Below are 19,208 nucleotides of genomic sequence, written 5' to 3' on the forward strand. Positions count from 1 at the left end.
AGTAAGAATTATCGCATATTTTACTCTTCTTAGAATACTTTAGAAAGACACTGCGCCGAGATTTGGCCTAGCACTAGGAATGTCAGGAAACCCATTTATTTCTTCAAAATTTCGAGAAGGTAATTTACAGTTTTTTCCCCTATCCCAGGAACGTTCAGCAACTCTTCATCACTGGCAGTAAATACAGCACGCAGATTGCTAAATTTTATCAGAAGCCTTTCCGCCTTATCTGCGCCTATCCCTGGAAATCCTTCCAGAATATGGATTTTTTGAGCTAAAAGAAGGTCTTTCCTCCTTTTCACGAGGGCAGGTCTGGGATAAAACCTTTGTTCTCCCAGCCCAGACCTTGTTAGTTGCTTAAAGCTTTGCAACATTACCTGGGCCGTTTCACTGGTGTTTTTAGTCCGTAAAACCGGAAGTTTAAATGCCAGAGACATGGAGAGCAGTATTCCCTGAAGAGCCTGTGAGGAAAATTCCGTATTCTTAAAATCCCTCTTTTTACCTTCTAAAATAATACATGCAGGAATTTGGCTTTTAATCAGTTTTCCAGCCTGTTTGAACAATCGTCCGTCCTTTATGGAAGTGCAAAAATCAGGAATAGTTTTCCTCTCTATCAAAAAGTCTTTGTCAAAAAGATAGTCGCCTACTGCCAATCGCTGTCGATGAATGATTATATTTCCCAATTTCCGAAACTCTTCTTCCAACGTAGTCGGTTCCCTATCATCAATAGTGACTTGTAGAGGAAAAAAGTAAGAAGACTTCAATAATTTTGACATTGAGATATTAGACTTACTATATCCAATTTACGGGATATACATTAACCTCAGCACCTTTCTTTCATTTTTCATAAAATATCAAGTCCTCCCATTTTCTTCCTAAATCCCTTATATTTAAAGTGTAACAGCCCAAAAAATCATGTTTTTTATTCCCATTTTCTACTTGTCATTTGTCATTCTGACTCAAAAAGAACCTGTTTTTGAGCCACAAATTCTTGATTCCGAAATAGCTATTGGCTACGGATTGGCCATCGGAGATGTGGACGGCGATGGCAAGGATGATATCCTTTTGGCGGATAAAAAGGCTTTTGTTTGGTACAGAAATGGGGATTGGAAAAAGCATGTGATGGCAGAAAATCTTACCAACTCGGATAATGTCTGTATTGCCGCAAGAGATATTGATGGAGACGGAAAAGTCGAAGTAGCTGTTGGTGCCCAATGGAATCCTGGAGAAACTTCTGTTACTGATAAGTCTGGAGCAGTATTTTACCTCATTCAACCAGATGACCCCACTCAAATCTGGACTTCAAAACAACTACACCACGAACCTACAACACATCGAATGCGCTGGGTAAAGTCTGGTAATTCTGCCCAATTGATCGTGGTTCCCCTGCACGGCCGAGGAAATGCAAACGGAGAAGGTGCTGGAGTCAAAGTCATTGCTTATGACTTTCCGGCCGATCCAGCAGGCGATTGGACTTATCAGGTAATAGAGGAAAGCATGCACCTGACACATAATCTGGAGGTGGTGGAAAGTCGAAATACAGATGCTATCCTTCTGGGAGGCAAAGAAGGAATAACCTATTTAACCTCTACTAAATCGACTTGGAAAAAAGAGCCTATCAACCTTCCAACAAGTCCAAGTGTGGGTGAACTTCGGTTTGGAGATAGATCAGGTCAAAGTCACTTTTTGACTACTATAGAGCCCATGCATGGCACCACACTCGTTGCTTATGAAGGTTTCGATCAAAACTTACAGTCACAAGAGCTGAAAAGAAATATCCTTCACACGCAACTCAAGGACGGACATGCGCTTGCAGTTGGTGATTTTCTAGGTCTGGGATCGGATCAAATCGCAGTGGGTTGGCGCTTACCAAACGAAGCCGGAGAATTCGGCATCAAACTTTTTATACCCAAAAACGGGTCCTTCTCCGAATATGAGGAAATGTGGATAGACAAAAATGGAATGGCCTGCGAGGATTTACAGGCTGCAGATTTGGATGGAGATGGCAGGTTGGACTTGATAGCATCCGGAAGATCCACCAAAAACCTTAAGATCTATTGGAATAAAAGCCAATGACCCTATACTGTTTTTGAGTGATGATCTTGATACTTTCAGACTATGGTTAAGGGTTAATCGGTTAAAAGTTAATTGGTTGTCTAATCTTCATTATTTAGCTTTCGGAGTTCATTATTCTAAAGGTTGCCAGGTTTGTCTTGGTTGCCATGTTATTTGAATTGGAAAATCATAAGTTTTGAAAAAACTCTAATTTCTCAAATCTTCAATCTCTTGTCATCTAAAATCTTTGATCTTGACTCTATAATCTTGATACTAGCTACTTACTACTCATTCACTCTTCAAACTCTTCACCGGGTTTATCATAGCCGTTTTAATAATCTAAAAGCTTAGGATCAAACCGGATGCCTGTCCCGACGACTGTCGTGCAGGGATTTTTCTTGGCTAGCCCAGTCATAATTCTAATACGCGCATTAATTCATACAGACCTAATAATCATAGATATACGATACTTCGTCACTAAAATGGATAATCAAATGGAAGACCGAAGACCAAATGACCTTGCCTGATTTTAGGCATCCTTTCTCTTCAGGATTTCAGCTACTGAAAAAGGAGCTGTCCTATAAATAACCGTAACAATTTTCGATTTAAATCAATAATTACTATAATATTTTTTGGTTTGAATCTAATAATATTATGGTAATTTTAGATTTTATTTCCGGATTATTATGGGAAATTTTAAAGCCGATGACGAAAATTTAATTGGAAATGCAGATCAAACGATACCTAGAAAACACTATTAAAAGTCGCTTGTTTAAAGGAAAAGCCATCTTATTGTTCGGGCCACGCCAAGCAGGGAAATCAACGTTGATAGAAACAGTGTTGGAAGAAATTGGCCAGCCATGGATATATTTTACCGGAGATGAGTCGGATACCCGAGAGCTATTATCAAACACAACTTCTACAAAACTTAAGGCTCTGATCGGCGAAAATAAAATCATATTTATTGACGAGGCACAACGGATTCCAGAAATAGGGTTAACACTCAAAATCATCACTGATCAGTTGAAAGGAATACAAATCATTGCATCCGGTTCCTCCGCATTCGAACTCGCAAACCGTGTCAACGAACCACTTACAGGAAGGAAATATGAGTTTATGCTTTTCCCCCTCAGCTTTCCAGAGATGTGTAAACACCATGGGTTATTGGAAGAAAGGCGGCTGTTAGACCAGCGTTTACTATTCGGGTATTATCCTGAAATAGTAGTAAAACCCGGAGAGGAAATTGAATTACTAAAGCTATTGGCTGAAAGTTATCTTTACAGGGATCTGCTAATACTGGAGCAGGTAAAGAAACCCGCATTATTGGAGAAACTGGTTAAAGCCCTGGCTTTACAGGTTGGAAGTGAGGTTTCTTATCATGAACTTGGACAATTGATTGGTGCGGACAATAGCACAATAGAAAAATATATCCAATTGCTGGAGAAAGCATATGTGGTATTCGTTGTGCCTGCTTTTAGCAGAAATGTGCGAAATGAGATCAAAAAAGGAAAGAAAGTTTACTTTTATGATATTGGGATAAGGAATGCAGTAATCAATAATTTCGGGCAATTAAATAACCGGGTGGATGTAGGGTCACTGTGGGAAAATTTCTTCATTTCAGAGCGTAAGAAATACCACGAATACCAAAAAACGGAGGCAAAATTGTATTTCTGGCGTACAACACAACAACAAGAAATAGATCTTATCGAAGAAACATCAGACAGCCTGCATGCTTTTGAGTTAAAGTGGTCGGAAAAGCGCAAAGTCCGCTTTCCCCAGACTTTTACGACAAACTATCCCGAAGCCATTACAAACATAGTCCATCCCAACAATATGGAAGAATACCTGATGGAGTAAAAGCTAAACCGATTGTATGATAACTGACTTTTTCGGAAACTGCCATCGTATGCTACTCACTCTTCAAGCTCTTCACCGGATCTTTCAGGGCTGTTTTAATAATCTGAAAACTTAGGATCAAACCGGATATCAGCAAAATAACCACTCCTGAAATCAAAAATGTGCCCATCTCTATTTCTATCCTATTGGCAAACTGCTGAAGCCAACTTTCCAGTGCCATATATGTAATGGGAACTGTAATTCCAAAGGCTATTAAAACCAACAGCAGAAATTCTTTGGAAAGCAAATAGGTGATTTCCCATTCGGAGGCACCCAGCACTTTTCTGATCCCAACTTCCTTGGTACGCTTGGCAGCAGAAAAAGTAATCAATCCGAACAACCCTAAACTGCAGATTATAACAGCCAAAACAGTAAACAAGCCTATGATCTTACCAGTTCTCTCTTCAATTTGGTAGAGATTATTCAAACGCTCATCCATGAAAGAATACCTAAATAAAGCTCCGTTATTTAATTCGGTCCAATAAGATTCTATTTCCTTAAGTGCTTGTTGGGGATTGCCTGGATTCAATTTTACAGAGACAAAAAGTTCATATGAATCTTTACGGGAAAGGGCAATGGCCAGAGGTTTAACCTCATTCTTGAAGTGCTCGAAATTAAAATTCCCAATCACCCCTATCACTTTGATTTTCTCTCCAAAATGATTGGTAAGGTAGCTGTCGATAAGTCCATCTTTCCCTAGCTGAGCCGCTGCCACTTCATTCAGTAGAACCGCGGCAGTATCGGTTGGGAAGGCTTCAGAAAATCCCCTGCCTTCCAATACCTCTATATCGTACGTATGAAGGAAATCATAATCTGCATTCATCCAATGAAATTGAAAATCCTTATCCTCTCCCTCTTTTCTAAACAGACTTAATGCGTCAAAGCTACTTCCGGGTACTGCATAAGAAAATGAAGCAGCTTGCACCGCTGAAAGTTTGGTGAGTTTTTGTTTGAAAACATCACGATTTCCCTCAAAAGAATAAGCTCCCGGCATCACTACGACGTTTTCTTTGGCAAAGCCGGGGTTTTTCTCCCGCAAGTAAGCCAACTGATCAAAAAGGGTAATAAAACATATCACCAAACTTATGCTAACAGCATATTGAAAAACAATAAAAGGTTTTTGAACACCGCTTTTACTTTCGCTTTGTTTGCCACTCCCAATGCCTTTTACAGCCTTAATCGTTTTGACTGAACCTAAGTAAAATGCAGGATAGGCAGATGAAAAAAGTATAATAGTTATCAATAACCCCAAAAGTGCAAAACCATAATAAGGGGTGCTGAATTCAGCTAAACTTAACTCTGTGCCTACAAAATTATTGAACGGGCCTATCACTAACGGTACCGCACTTAGTGCCAATATAAAAGCGATGGTACAAAGCAAGGTAGCTTCTACAAAGAATTGCTTTGCAAGCTCATTTTTTCCAGCTCCCAACGTTTTTCGGATACCTACTTCTTTTATTCGGCTATTTGCGCTTGAAATAAATAGATTGATAAAATTGATGATGACCAAGAAAAGGATTAAAAAACCTGTCGTGGAAAATAGTAGGATGTATTTCAGGTTTCCATTTCTTACCAAATGAATGTCCAGAATAGGCTCAAGATAATAGCCATATTGAGCTCTGTTGTTTTCCAATTTGGCTATGGATGCTCCCAAATGCTTATTTAGCTGAGGCCATAGGAACGCTTCTTCAATCTGTTTAAACCTTGAATTAACCGACTCGATTTCAGAACCTTCCTTTAGAACCACATAATTCACAATACCGGCAGGTAACCAGGTTTCTTTACTATATCCATTGTTTATCAGTCCATGAATGGATACGATAGCATCAAACTGTAGATGGGATTTTTCCACTAGGGTTTGCAAAACACCGGTAACCGTATATTCTTCCCCATCCAAAATAAGCGTTTTGCCTAATGCCTGCTCAGAAAATACATTTTCTTGATCCACAAACAATTGCGGCACAGTACTTTCGGAGATTACAATTGAGTTAGGTTCAACCAGTGCTGTTTGTGGATTTCCCGCCAAAAGATTAAAATCAAAAACATTAAAGAACTCGCCATCAGCATGAAGGGTTCTAATCTCATCCACTATGCTGTCCTCATACCGGAAAGAATAATCAAATGGTGCTGTGGTGCTTGTCAGGTACTCAACTTCGGGAAATTGATAACGCATTTTTTCGGCCAAGGGCACAGCTGTTTCATGCCAATCATAATCCTGATCCGCCATAAAGTAGTTATGACGGATCCTGTAGGTATTTTCTGCGTTGGTGTGAAATTTATCATACCCCACCTCATCCGCTACATACAGGAAAATAAACAGCGTAGTCAGAATCCCCACAGCCAGTCCTATTATATTTATCCCCGAGAACAGCTTTTTCTGCAAAATATTTCTCCAGGCAATTTTCAGGTAGTTTTTTAGCATGGGTAGAAGGTTGAACTTTTGGAAAGTTAAAGGATTAAAGGTTAAAGGTTAAAGGTTAAGGGTTAACTGGTTGTCTATTCTTCAGTCTCTTGTTATCTAAAATCTTTGATCTTGACTCGATGATTTAGAATCTATATACTTGATACTAATTCACTCTACTCGCTCTTCAAACTCTTCACTGGATTCATAAGCGCTGCTTTAATGGATTGGAAACTGACTGTAAGCAAGGCAATCAGCATAGTCAGTACGCCTGCTCCGATAAAAAACCACCATTCCAAATCTATTTTAAATGCAAACCCATCCAGCCAACTTTTAGTCACATAGTAGCTTATAGGTATTGCGACAACAACCGCGACCAACACCATTTTTGCAAAGTCAGCGGTCAAAAGAGTCCATATTTTCCACTCACTGGAACCCAGAACCTTGCGAATACCTATTTCTTTGATTCTTCTTTCCGCGGTATAGGTTGCAAGTCCAAACAATCCTAGGCAGGAGATTATGATCGCGATGCCTGCAAAATACTTGGAAAGTTCCGCAACACGATGTTCTGCCGCGTATAGGGCTTGATAATCCTGATCTAGGAATTTAAAATTAAAGTTATACCCAGGATTAAACTTTCTGTAGACTCCTTCAATCTTTGACAGGCTTTCCAGTTCATTTCCAGCATTGAGCTTCACCATAAATTGCATAGCTCCACGTTCCAATAAAAAAACATAGGGTTTAACTTCCTCATAAAGAGATTGGAAGTGGGAGTTTTTCGCGACACCCACTATTTCGGCATTGCCATAAAAATCTATAACCTGGCCTACGGGATCTTTCAACCCCATAAGTTCCAAAGCGGCTTCATTGATAATTAGCTGATCATTTTCTGATTGAAAATCATAAGAAAATGAGCGGCCTTCTTTTATTTCAATCCCAAGCAGCTCTATCATTCCTTCCATGACACCAGCGCCGTGAAATACAAATTCCTCCTCCGGATTTTTGCCGGGCCAACTAACTCCAGTAAAAATAGCACCCGGATTAACAATAATCTCCGATGTACCAGAAGCATGGGATACCCCGGGAATATTTCGCACCTCTGAAATAAACGCTAAGTCCTGATCAATTCCCTTAAATCCTCCTGAATCAAAGTAAATCACATTGTCTTTATTATATCCTAAATTTTTTGTGTGGATCAAATCGATTTGCTTGTACACCACCACTACCGATACAATAAATAGTACAGATAGGGCAAATTGAAACACCACCAATCCTCTGCGAACAGAAACCTCACTCTTTTCGGTTTTTAATTTCCCTTTTAGAACAAGTGCAGGATTAAATCCAGAAAGATAAAGAGCTGGATAACTTCCGGAGAATAGTCCGGTAAAAGCAACAACTCCAGAAATAGCCATGCACAACCTTAAGTCAAAAACCAATGAAAGGTTTTTTCCAGTCAATAGATTAAACTGAGGCAGAAGAAGTTGCACTACGGCTATGGACAAAACAAGCGCAAATAGGGTGATTACCAGTGATTCGGTCAAATACTGAAGAATCAATATCTTTCTTCCTGCTCCCATCGATTTCTTGATGCCCACTTCTTTTGCTCGGCTGAAAGCCTTAGCCGTGGAGAGGTTCATGAAATTAATTGATGCAATGACCAAAATGAAGACAGCTATTATTGAAAACAATTTCACATATTCAATGCGTCCACCTGCCTGATCGCCATTTTCATATTTCCCATGCAGGTATCCGGAGGAATAGGGTCTTATAAATAGTTCATCTGGAGAGTTTTTATACTTCGTTTTAATGAAACCAGCAATTTTCTCGTTGACGAGGTCAGGATCTGAACCTTCCGACAACAAAACATAGGTTCGATATAACAACTCATCCCAATCATACCATTGTGGCTGCAGATACCCTTTATACGCTTCCCAAGGGATTAAAAAATCAAAACTTTGGGATGAGTTTGACGGTAAATCTTTGAAAACACCGGACACCACATATCCCTCTTCTTTGGCTTTTAGCGTCACCACCTTTCCCACAGCATTTTCGATAGATTTAAACAACTTGATTGCAAGTGTTTCAGATAGCGCAATAGAATTTTTATGGGCCAGTATCTGCCCGGGATTTCCCTTGATCAACTCATAGGAGAACATATTGAAAAAATCCTCTCCTACGAATCTTCCCTTCTCTTTTAGGATCACATCCTCATAAGCAATAGAAAGCTTAATGTCTTCAAAGCCCTGTATGGATGCAGTTGTAACAGCCATTTCTACTTCTGGAATTTCTTCAGCCAGAGCTTCTGCTAAAAATGCCGGTGTAAAATCTTCTGTCTGAACTCCATTTCCGGATTGCCTATTTACCATCACCTGATAAAGCCGTTCATTATTTTCATGAAATTGATCATAACTCACTTCATCCCTCACCCACAAAAAAATCAAAAGAGCACAAGCAAGACCGGTAGAGAGGCCAATTAGATTGATAAAGAAAGTGCTTTTATCCTTTTTGAAACCTCGGAAGATCAGAAGGAGGTTGTGTCGGAGCATAGCTAGATAAGTTTAGTCTTTTGGTTCTTGGTTCTAGAGTCTATATACTTGATACTAATCTACTCACTTTTCAGACTCTTCACCGGATTCATCAGCGCTGCTTTGATGGATTGGAAACTGACGGTAAGCAGGGCTATCAGCATCGTCAACGCCCCCGCTCCTACAAAATACCACCATCGTAGGTCTATTTTGTAGGCAAATCCGTCCAGCCAATTCGAAGTCAAATAATAACTTAAGGGCAATGCGATAAAAATGGCGACCAATACCATTTTGGCGAAATCACCGGACAGCAATTGTATGATTTTCCATTCACTGGAACCCAAAACTTTACGGATGCCGATTTCTTTAACCCTTCTTTCGGCTGTGAAGGCAGCCAAACCGAATAACCCGAGGCAGGAAATCAGGATGGCTATTCCTGCAAAATACCGGGAAAGTACAGACACCCGTTGTTCTGCTATGTATTGAGCTTGGTATTCTGCATCCAGAAATTGGAAATCAAAAGGAAACCCCGGATAGAATGTCTGAAAAAGCGATTTAAGCTGGTCAATAGTTTCCTGCTCTTTACCTGCTTGCACTTTGACTGCAATGGTCGAGGTCCTCTGAGGAGCTAACCACATTACTACCGGCTTCACTTCTGAATGCAGTGATTCAAAATTAAAATTCTTCACAACACCTATAATCTCCCGTTCCTCTCCAAACACCTTGGCACCCTTACCTATCGGATCAGTAACTCCCATGTGCTCAATTGCCGCTTCGTTAAAGAGAACCTTTGCAGAATCCGTACCGAATTCTCTGGAAAATGTTCGCCCTGCCACCATCTCTATTCCCAGTAGCTCCAGCATATCATAATTAACTGGCATCATCTCAAACTCAGTTATATCATTCGGAGCTTTGGCAGGCCACTGTACACCTTGCGTAGAAGCTATGTGCCCGGTCATATCGTGGCCAATGCTGGAAGTCCCCACCACTCCATGTAATTTTCTGATCTCTGAAAGAAATGTTTCCAAATTCTCTGCCGATCCCAATCTGTTAAAATAGAGGACATTCTCCTTATTGTATCCAAGGTGTTTGTTCTGGACAAATTCTATTTGTTTATAAACGACACATACCGCAACGATCAGGATAATAGATAAGGTAAACTGTACTACAACCAAACCTTTTCTGGCCCACAGTTCCCCTACTGATTTGTCCACATATCCTTTCAGTACCTTGGCAGGATTGAAAGCCGAGATGTATAACGCCGGGTAGCTTCCCGCTATTAGTCCGGTGACCAAAGTAATCGAGAGAAAGGACAGGATAAGAAATGAATCTAGGGGCAGGTAAAGCTGTTTGCCGGTAATTTGATTGAATTGGGGAAGAAGCAATACCACTAATCCAATGGCTACGACCAGCGAAATCATTGCCATCAGTGTAGATTCTCCAAGGTATTGAAGAACCAAGGTAGAGCGCCCGGCACCTACGGCTTTTTTAATTCCCACCTCTTTCAATCTCCGGGAAGCCTTGGCCGTGGACAAATTCATGAAGTTGATAGAGGCAATAAAGAGTATAAAAACAGCAACCACTGAAAATAATCTCACATAATCTATTCTTCCACCAGCCTGTTTGCCGTTTTCATAGGTGCCATAGAGGTAAGTCTGGGAGTAAGGGGCTGCAAATAATATACGATGGGTGACTTCACCGTTGGTTTTCCTTTCAATAAGATCAGCAATCTTCTCATTCAATTGATCCACATTGGTTCCAGGCTTTAGAAGCGCATACGTAAGCGGCCAGGCAGTTCGCCAGCGGGAAGCCCACCCGGCATCTTCCATATATATTCGAAACGGCAGCACAAAATCAAACTGCATCGAGGAATTTTGGGGCACGTCCTCAAAAACTCCTGTCACTTGGTAGTGCTCCTCGTGCTGCCATTCTATTGTTTTACCCACCGCGTCAGTCGTATTAAATAGATTCTTCGCCAGGGACTCGGATATCACTATAGAACTTCTATCATTTAGCACGTGCTCCTCATTCCCTTGTATAAGGGGAAAAGAAAAAACTTTAAAAAAAGCCTCTCCCACATATTGGCCGGCAGCCTGAATATCCTTGTTATCCACGGAAAGTGTATAATCCTTAAGATCAAAACAGGTAACGGCATATTCCACTTCTGGTATTTCCTCTTCAAGGGTTGGAGCAGTCAAAGCTGAAGTCCTAGTAGATAGCCCGATTTCACTTTCCAATATTCGATGTTCCATCACCTGGTACAGACGGCTATCATTTTCATGAAACTTATCCATACTCAGTTCATCCCTTACCCAAAGAAAAATCAGAAGTGTACATGCAAGTCCGGTGGAGAGTCCAACCAGATTTATAATGAATGTGCTTTTGAACTTTTTAAAACTTCGGTAGATCAGGAGGAGGTTGTGGAGTAGCATGATTATCGGGAGTGATTCAATCTATACTGGCGAGTTTTGTGCCAGTGCAAATCTGCATTTCCGACTATTATAGACTACTTAACATCTATATTGAGGAAAATTTCGAACAAAATCGTTCGTGAACGGGCAGATAGGAAAAGATGAAAAGGCGGAAGGTTATAAGTTGGGAAGTTTTATCGTTATCTCTTCTCTCCAGTCTCTTATTTCTAGCTTCTTGACATTTGCTTCTAGCTTATTTTTGTCTCTTTCTTCTTAATACTTGATGCCTTGCTACTCATTCGCTCTTCAGACTCTTCACCGGATTCATAAGTGCAGCTCTAATCGCCTGGAGACTGATGGTAGTTGCACCAATTACCAATGAAGCAAATCCTGCAAAAGCAAATATCCCGAATGTCAAATCGATTCGATACGCATAATCTTGTAACCAATAATTCGAAGTGTACCACGCAATGGGAGCAGCTATTAAAAATGAAATGAGAATAAGTTTTAGGAAATTAGCCGAAAGCAAAATTAAGATTTCTGAGACTGTCGCCCCTAAAACTTTTCTAACTCCAATTTCCTTTATCCTTTGGTTAGCAGATAAATGAGCCATACTAAATAAACCAAAGCAACAGATTATAAAAGCTAGTGATGCAGCAGTGTTTACTATTTTCTGCCAACGCTGCTCTTGTACATATTCTTGGGCATTCAACTCGTCCAAAAAGTCATATTCAAAAACGGCATCCGGCATCGCTTTTTTGTAAGCCTTTTCCAAAGCTGCAATAGCCTCCTGCCCTCTTGACTTTTCAAATTTCACTACGATTTGACCGTATGGGATTTGCGACATTGATAGCACCATCGGCTTAATAGATTCTCTTAGTGAGCCAAAATGAAAATCTTTTACTACCCCGATGATTGCCTTTGCTTCACTGTAGGCTTCCGCTTCATTCAGTTTTATTGTCTTACCTATTGGGTTATTAAAATTGCTTTCTCTTATAAAAGCTTCATTCACAATTGCGGAATTAGTAAAATCAGTTTGGAAATCGGAAGAAAAATTACGCCCAAGAAGGATTGGTATTTCCACAGCTGTCAGGTAGTTTTCACCTATAGCTTGGAATATAGATTCGATTTTTTGATCATCAACTTTTACATTCCCCGAAAAACTAGTTTGGACAGAAGACACCGACTCTATGCTTGATTCTTGGGACAGATCTTCTTTCAACAGTCTCCAAACAGCTTCGTAATCTCTATTTCCTGTAATTGAGGTTTGGATTATTTGATTCGGATTATACCCCAAATTTTTGGTTCGTATATATTCCATCTGCGAATGAATAACAATGGAGGAAATAAGCAGAAAAATACCCAAAGAAAACTGTATAACCACTAATCCACGACCTACCAAATTCCTGCCTCCCAACCGAAGCTTATTATACAACACTTCAGATGCCCGGAAATTAGAGAGCACAAAAGCAGGATAAAAGCCCGTCAGTAAAATGATAAAACCAAAAATCAAGACAAGAGATAAGATCAATTGCGTCCCGAATATTTCTGAGAAGACAATCTGCTTACCAGTCAGATTATTGAATAGCGGCAATAGAATATCCAATGCTAAAAGAGAAATAATAAATGAAAAACCACAGAGCAAACCGGATTCAATAAGATACTGGAAGATAATCTGACCTCTATTCCCTCCTGCTATTTTCCGGATACCAATTTCTTTAACTCTATTCAAGGAGTTGGCTAAACTGATATTTATGAAATTGATTGCCGCCATTAATAAGATAAGTAAAGCAATAGCTAAAAAAACAATAGAATAAATAGGGTTACTACTATTTCCGATTCCGCTCTCACCATTAAAATCATTGATACCCAAAAGGGGGTGCAGGTGAACCTCAGTGATTTTTTGCAGGCCGTAGTTAATTTCAGAATCGAACCCGTATCGGGCTATATTTTGTGACAATTGCTCTTTGGCATAGGTTGCAAAAACCCGGTTGAACTTTTGTTTAACCTCTTCCAAATCAGAGTTTGGTTGTAAAACCACGAAAGTACCCAAGTAAGCATTTAGCCAATTCGTGTCTTCAAAAGATAGTCCAAGAAAATTGAATGGAAGTAATATGTCAAACTGTATGGAGGAGTTTTTAGGAGGATCATTTGCCACAGCCGAAATCACCAGTGGCTTTTTCAATCTTTGATAAGAAGGGTCGGAATTCATTTGTAGTACTTCTCCTACTACATTGGTGCTGTTGAAAAGCCGTAATGCTGTACTTTCAGATATAACTACGGAGTTAATCTCCTTTAAAGCGGTTTGCTTATCACCGTGTATTACAGAAAAACTAAAGACATCGAAAAAACTATCATCTACAAAAAGAGACTTTAAACGAAGTGTTTTTTCATCGGTGGAAATGTCATTGTAGATCTCACCGCCCATTACCCGGGAATAATTTCTCACTTCAGGGACAGCTTCTCTAAATGCGGGGCCTTGTACTTGTCCTGTTACTCCTACTGTTTTTGGATCAGCACCTTGCTTCTCAACGGACGTTGTGGTGACTCTGTATAGATTTGGATTATTGGTATGAAAGTCATCAAAACTATGCTCATCATTCCAATAGACCACAGCTAGGATTAGACAAAGGGTAGCTGCTGCAAGTCCGGAAATATTTATCAGCGAATAAAGTCTATCCTTCCACAAATGGCGAAAAGCAATTTTGATGTAATTCCTTAACATACTATTTTAGTTAGATTCACCATCATTAATGTACTCAACTGTCGTTATTCACTCTTTAGGCTCTTCACCGGGTTCATCAGCGCTGCTTTGATGGATTGAAAACTGACGGTCACCAGGGCCATAAACCAGACCAGTACCACAGGAAGAATCAGCATCCACCAGCTGATCTCCATCTGATAGGCGAAGTTTTGTAGCCATTTTTGCATAAAGAAGTATATGACAGGAAGGATAATTATACTGACAAAGCCCACTAGTTTCAGAAAATCCTTGGAAAGCATGCTTACCACAGTGAAGACAGTTGCTCCTAATACCTTCCTTATTCCAATTTCTTTGGTACGCTGTATGGTCATATAAGAAGATAGGCCGAAAAGCCCCAAGCATGCAATCAATATTGCCAAACTGGCAAACAGACTGAAAACTTTTGCAAACTGCCTGTCCGACTGATATTGGCTGTTGAAATAATCATCAAGAAAAAAGTATTCAAATGGACTTCCTGAAAATGCTTTTTCCCAGCTACTTTGTATTTGTTTTAATGTCTTTGGATAATCAGCAGCTGTGATTTTGAGAGAATAATATTCCCCCGCCCATGGAGCATTCAGGTACTCTTTCAGAGCAAAGACAATAGGCCCTACTTTTTTGTGAAGAGATTCCTGATTGAAATCCCGGATTACCCCAAGAATTTCTTTCGAGTGCTGATCATTATCTGCTTCATCCCAGATAACCGATTGTTGAACCGCTTCTTCTGGGCTATTGAATCCCAGTTGCCTAATGGCTGTTTCATTAAAAATGACGGCTCCTCGGTCAGAAGAAAACTCATGCGAAAAGCTTCGGCCTGCTAAGAAATCAGTATCATATAATCCAAAAAAATCTTCATCCACAGCGATGATATTCACATTTTTTCTGGTTTCGGGCTCCGCAGGTTGATAAAAGGCCCTTCCCCAGCCCAATTGTTGTCCCGGAATATTGGATGATACACTTACTTCCTGCACCATGGGCAGCTTTTGCACTTCGCTTTTAAAAAAATTCAATTGATTCTGATAAGTAGAATCCTTGATGCCCGGCCCTTTCACGATAAGGACCTGATCTATATTCATCCCTATATCCTGTTGTTGCATAAAGACCAACTGTTCACGTACACCTAGGGTTCCTGCTATCAAAGCAATAGATGTGGCAAACTGAAATGCAACCAAGCCTTTTCTCAACAAAACTCCATTTCTGAAGTTTGGAAGACTCCTTTTAATCATCTGGACAGGTTGATACGATAAAGCCACTGCCGGATAAATTCCTGAAAAAAAAGTCCCTAGCAAAAACAAGCCTAAGATGCCTATTCCCAGTTCTGCATCAAATACCGGGGCAAAGTATCCCAACGTGAGTGCTTGAAACGGAGTCATCAAAAGCTGTGAAACCACAATTGCCAATACCGCTGCTATCAAATTGACCAGAAACGATTCTGACATAAATTGGAAGATCAATTGCGCTCTGTTTGATCCAACCACTTTTCTAATCCCAATCTCCTTGGCCCGTTCTATTGCCTTAGCAGTCATCAGGTTCAGGTAGTTGATCCAGGCAATAATCAATATAAAAACGGCAATAAGTGTAAGGAACGAGACGGTCCGACGGCTTCCGTTTACTTCCGCTTCCGCTTCCAAGTTTGAATCCAGATGTATTTGCTGGATGGGCTGCAGGTCAAATTCCTGATAATACCCTTCCTTTCGCCATTCGGCTAATGTTTCTCCCTTGTATTTTTCCAATATATCATAGAGTTTGCTCCTTACAACTTCAGGATCACTTTCTGACAAAACTTCGACATAATTGTAAAAATTTCCCCAATCCCAGTTTTCATCGAGATTCCAGGGGATTGAATTGAACGAGATGATAAAATCAGTCTTAAGATGGGAATTGTGTGGAATATCCTCAAAAATCCCACTGACTTCCAACTGCGTCTGACCTCTATCTCCCATAAAAAAAGTGATAGACTGCCCTAATATCCTGTCAAGATCGGGGAAATATTTCTCGGCCATTGACTCAGACAGTACCACATAGCCTGGCTTTGACAGTGCATTGCCAGAATTCCCTTGCACCATCCTATACGAAAACATCTCCAAAAAAGAAGAATCACCATAGTAAATTCTTTCCTCATGGAAACTGCGATCACCCACTTGGATAACAGGATCTGACATCAATGGGGCAGTATGGACTACCCTGGCCGCCTGAATTACCTCTGGAATATCCCTTTGCATTGCGGGAGCAATTGCAGGAGCGGTTTGGGCCCGATTTTCTACCATTTCCCCGTTCAGGAATGCTGAACTTGTTACGCGGTACAATGTAGGTTTGCGAAACTCATCATAACTCAGCTCAAAATTCACATACCTGAAAATTAGAAGACACGCCGCCATTCCAATAGACAAACCTAGAATATTGATCAACGAAAACACCTTATTTCGCCAAAGATTTCTGGTTGCAATTTTGAGGTAGTGATATAGCATATCTAATATCTTAATTGTTTGTACAAATCATGGGTCTTGGTTCCTAATTCTTGATTCTATTTACTTTGAATTTATTAGATCATTGTACTCATTTGAGATTGCCACGTAGTCCTACGTTCTTCTCAAAATGACGTAAAACCAAAAACCCGAGATCAACAATCCTACATTTTATCACTCGCTCTTCAGACTCTTCACCGGATTCATGAGAGCTGCTTTGATGGATTGGAAACTCACCGTAAACAGGGCAATGAGCATCGTCACAGTACCCGTGACTACAAACACCCACCATTCTATTCCCACACTGTATTGGTAATTATCGAGCCATTGATCCATGACATACCAAGCCACCGGAACTGATAGGAGAAACGCTATGCCAACGAGCTTTAAGAAGTCTTTGGACAGCAACATGGAGATATTTCCCACACTAGCGCCCAATACTTTCCGCACACCGATTTCCTTGATCCGGTTTGCTGCCATATAAGCCGATAGACCGAATAAGCCGAGGCAAGAAATGACAATGGTGAGTATGGTGAACAACATGGACAGCCTGGCAGTAAGTATGGTTTCATCAAACTTCTTGGCATATGCTTCATCCACAAAATGATATTCAAAGGGAAAGTTTGGGTTAAACTGGTCAAAAACACTTTGGACAGACGCCAGACTTTGGGAAACAGGCTGATCGGGATTGAGGCGGATATGCAAGACGCTAAACCATGAAGATGGTCCCATGACCATCAAGGGCTTGACCGGATCATAAGGAGACTCAAAAATAAAGTCTTTGATAACACCGACGACGGTGTATTTCTCATCGCCCCTAGATACAATCTGCCCAAGGGGATCGTCCAATCCCATTCTTTTTACGGCTGTTTCATTCAATAAGATGGCTGAAGAATCGCCCGAAAACCGGTGGATGTCTATGTCCCTTCCTCCTACCAGTTTTGTATCCATTACTTTCACGAAATCGGCATCCGTACTGAATTTTATGAAAGTAAGCTTGTAAGCCTCCAGAGTACTTCCCGGCCAGGAATAGCCCCAGTTGTTGCTATATTGTTCCGTAATGGGGCTCATGGATTTGGTCACCGCAAGGGACGAGCCGTTGCCGAGCAACGACTGTTTGATGGACTCATATCGTTTGTCAATATCGCCCTGTAAATTCACGTAGATGAGGTTCTCTCTATTATAGCCCAGCTCCCTGTTTTGTGCATGGCTGATCTGACGCTGAATAATGATGGTGGAGACGATAAGCACAATGGCAAAGCTGAACTGAAGTACCACCAATACTTTACGGGGATTGACCGCCGCATTTGCCAAGTGGAAAGTACCTTTCAGCACCTTAACCGGGCTAAACGAGGAAAGGAAAAAAGCCGGGTAGCTTCCCGCCAATAGACCTGTAAACAGGGTAAACCCGAGTAATTGTGCCCAAAAGACCAGGTCACCGTATGGCAGGAAAAGCTGTTTGTCCACCAGCGTGTTAAAGGGCGGTAGGACAAGCTGGACAACCAGAAGAGCCACCAGTCCGGCAATAAAGGCAATTAGTGTGCTTTCTCCGATAAACTGTGTTACAAGCGATGCCTTGCCCGCACCCACCACTTTTCTGAGTCCCACTTCCTTGGCTCGTTTTTCACTCCGGGCTGTACTGAGGTTCATAAAGTTGATACAGGCGATTGCCAGGATAAAAATTGCGATGAAGGCAAACAAGCGTACCGTGATGGCTCGCCCGGCCACCAACTGACCGTTTTCGCTTTTGCCGTAAAGATGCACCTGTGACAGCGGATAGCTGAACACTTCCGTGCTTGATTCCCCATTGGTGTGCTCCTTGTTAATGTCTTTGACTTTTTGGTCAAATGATTCTTGCGATGCGTTTCCACTCAGTAAAACATAGGTATCCACCGAGGTATTTCCCCAATCTTCATCGTCCCTACCCAATTTGGTCATATAAGACCACGGAAGAATATAATCGATCTGGAAGTAATCGGATTGGAAGCGGGTGTTGTTGGGCAGGTTTTTCAATACTGCGGTAACTGTGAATATATCGGCACTATCAATTTTGACGGTCTGTCCCACGGCGTTCTCTGTGCCGAAAAGCTTCCGAGCAAAGTCCTCCGTGACCACGATATTATAGGGATTATCCAGTGCGGAAGAAGAGTTGCCTTCGAGCAAGGGGAAATCGAATACATCGAAAAATTCTGGATCCACAAAGACACCATTCTCATTCAGTTTTTTATTCCCTACAGTAATCAGGAAATCGGCATAATCGGTAACTCTGACTGCTTCCTCGATCTCCGGATAGTCTTTTTCAAGCGTAGGAGCCAATATTTTGGGGGTACGGTTCCAAGCCCATAGCCCGCCGCCGAACGTATCCCTGCTGTACATCATATAGATCCGGTCGGACTTGGGGTGTTCCCGATCCATGCTTGTCTCATTCTGTACCCATAACAAGATCAGTATAGCCGAAGCCATTCCGATGCCCAGCCCTGCAACGTTGATGATGCTAAATGCCTTACTTCTGGTAAGGTTCCTCCAGGCGATTTTAAAGTAGTTTTTCAGCATTTTATATGGATTGGAAAATTTTGAAATTCGAAGATTCCGGGTTCTAATATCGTAAGATGGCTCACTGTGTCAGACTGAGCGAAGTCGAAGTCTCTTCTCATTCGTAAATCCTTTTTCTTAGCTCCAGCCTTATTACTTTTTACACAAAAATCTTAATTC

The 19,208-nt window shown here is 41.0% G+C and carries 9 protein-coding genes; 2 read left to right on the forward strand and 7 right to left on the reverse strand.

From position 1 onward, the window contains the following. Positions 1–95: 95 nt before the first annotated feature. Positions 96–776 carry an ERCC4 domain-containing protein gene (locus U3A58_RS18405; RefSeq protein ID WP_323825866.1) on the reverse strand — a complete coding sequence of 227 codons (681 nt, stop codon included), beginning with the start codon at positions 774–776 and terminating at the stop codon, positions 96–98. A 139-nt stretch (positions 777–915) separates the two neighbouring features. Between U3A58_RS18405 and U3A58_RS18410 the strand changes: the two genes are divergently transcribed. Together U3A58_RS18410 and U3A58_RS18415 are read left to right on the forward strand one after the other, a co-directional pair. After that, complete coding sequence (locus tag U3A58_RS18410) at positions 916–2,076, forward strand: VCBS repeat-containing protein (protein ID WP_323825867.1); 1,161 nt, start codon at positions 916–918, stop codon at positions 2,074–2,076. A gap of 705 nt (positions 2,077–2,781) precedes the next feature. After that, positions 2,782–3,912, forward strand: coding sequence for an ATP-binding protein (locus U3A58_RS18415; protein ID WP_323825868.1), 1,131 nt, complete (start codon positions 2,782–2,784; stop codon positions 3,910–3,912). Between the two features lie 52 nt (positions 3,913–3,964). Here U3A58_RS18415 and U3A58_RS18420 read toward each other — a convergent pair whose 3' ends face one another. From U3A58_RS18420 to U3A58_RS18445, 6 genes are all read right to left on the reverse strand, one after another. Beyond that, positions 3,965–6,373, reverse strand: a complete 2,409-nt coding sequence (locus tag U3A58_RS18420) for an ABC transporter permease (RefSeq protein ID WP_323825869.1) — start codon at positions 6,371–6,373, stop codon at positions 3,965–3,967. A 155-nt stretch (positions 6,374–6,528) separates the two neighbouring features. After that, positions 6,529–8,898 (reverse strand): ABC transporter permease, encoded by a 2,370-nt coding sequence (locus U3A58_RS18425; protein ID WP_323825870.1) that lies wholly within the window; start codon positions 8,896–8,898, stop codon positions 6,529–6,531. A 59-nt stretch (positions 8,899–8,957) separates the two neighbouring features. Beyond that, on the reverse strand, positions 8,958–11,309 hold the full coding sequence (locus U3A58_RS18430) for an ABC transporter permease (protein ID WP_323825871.1): 2,352 nt from the start codon (positions 11,307–11,309) through the stop codon (positions 8,958–8,960). Positions 11,310–11,583: 274 nt separating this feature from the next. Next, the gene (locus tag U3A58_RS18435) at positions 11,584–14,013 is read right to left on the reverse strand and encodes an ABC transporter permease (RefSeq protein WP_323825872.1); all 2,430 of its coding nucleotides are present in this window, start codon (positions 14,011–14,013) and stop codon (positions 11,584–11,586) included. A 44-nt stretch (positions 14,014–14,057) separates the two neighbouring features. After that, positions 14,058–16,499: an ABC transporter permease gene (locus U3A58_RS18440; protein WP_323825873.1), complete on the reverse strand. Its 2,442-nt coding sequence runs from the start codon at positions 16,497–16,499 to the stop codon at positions 14,058–14,060. Positions 16,500–16,670: 171 nt separating this feature from the next. Next, positions 16,671–19,049, reverse strand: a complete 2,379-nt coding sequence (locus U3A58_RS18445) for an ABC transporter permease (RefSeq protein ID WP_323825874.1) — start codon at positions 19,047–19,049, stop codon at positions 16,671–16,673. Between the last annotated feature and the right edge of the window lie 159 nt (positions 19,050–19,208).

Origin of the sequence: Algoriphagus persicinus (assembly GCF_035156415.1) — a bacterium.
Lineage (GTDB): Bacteria > Bacteroidota > Bacteroidia > Cytophagales > Cyclobacteriaceae > Algoriphagus > Algoriphagus persicinus.

What these genes read in the sequence shown, in the direction of transcription:
- U3A58_RS18405 (WP_323825866.1), bottom strand. Translation starts at nt 776, where the DNA reads ATGTCAAAATTATTGAAGTCTTCTTACTTTTTTCCTCTACAAGTCACT.
- U3A58_RS18410 (WP_323825867.1), top strand. Translation starts at nt 916, where the DNA reads ATGTTTTTTATTCCCATTTTCTACTTGTCATTTGTCATTCTGACTCAA.
- U3A58_RS18415 (WP_323825868.1), top strand. Translation starts at nt 2,782, where the DNA reads ATGCAGATCAAACGATACCTAGAAAACACTATTAAAAGTCGCTTGTTT.
- U3A58_RS18420 (WP_323825869.1), bottom strand. Translation starts at nt 6,373, where the DNA reads ATGCTAAAAAACTACCTGAAAATTGCCTGGAGAAATATTTTGCAGAAA.
- U3A58_RS18425 (WP_323825870.1), bottom strand. Translation starts at nt 8,898, where the DNA reads ATGCTCCGACACAACCTCCTTCTGATCTTCCGAGGTTTCAAAAAGGAT.
- U3A58_RS18430 (WP_323825871.1), bottom strand. Translation starts at nt 11,309, where the DNA reads ATGCTACTCCACAACCTCCTCCTGATCTACCGAAGTTTTAAAAAGTTC.
- U3A58_RS18435 (WP_323825872.1), bottom strand. Translation starts at nt 14,013, where the DNA reads ATGTTAAGGAATTACATCAAAATTGCTTTTCGCCATTTGTGGAAGGAT.
- U3A58_RS18440 (WP_323825873.1), bottom strand. Translation starts at nt 16,499, where the DNA reads ATGCTATATCACTACCTCAAAATTGCAACCAGAAATCTTTGGCGAAAT.
- U3A58_RS18445 (WP_323825874.1), bottom strand. Translation starts at nt 19,049, where the DNA reads ATGCTGAAAAACTACTTTAAAATCGCCTGGAGGAACCTTACCAGAAGT.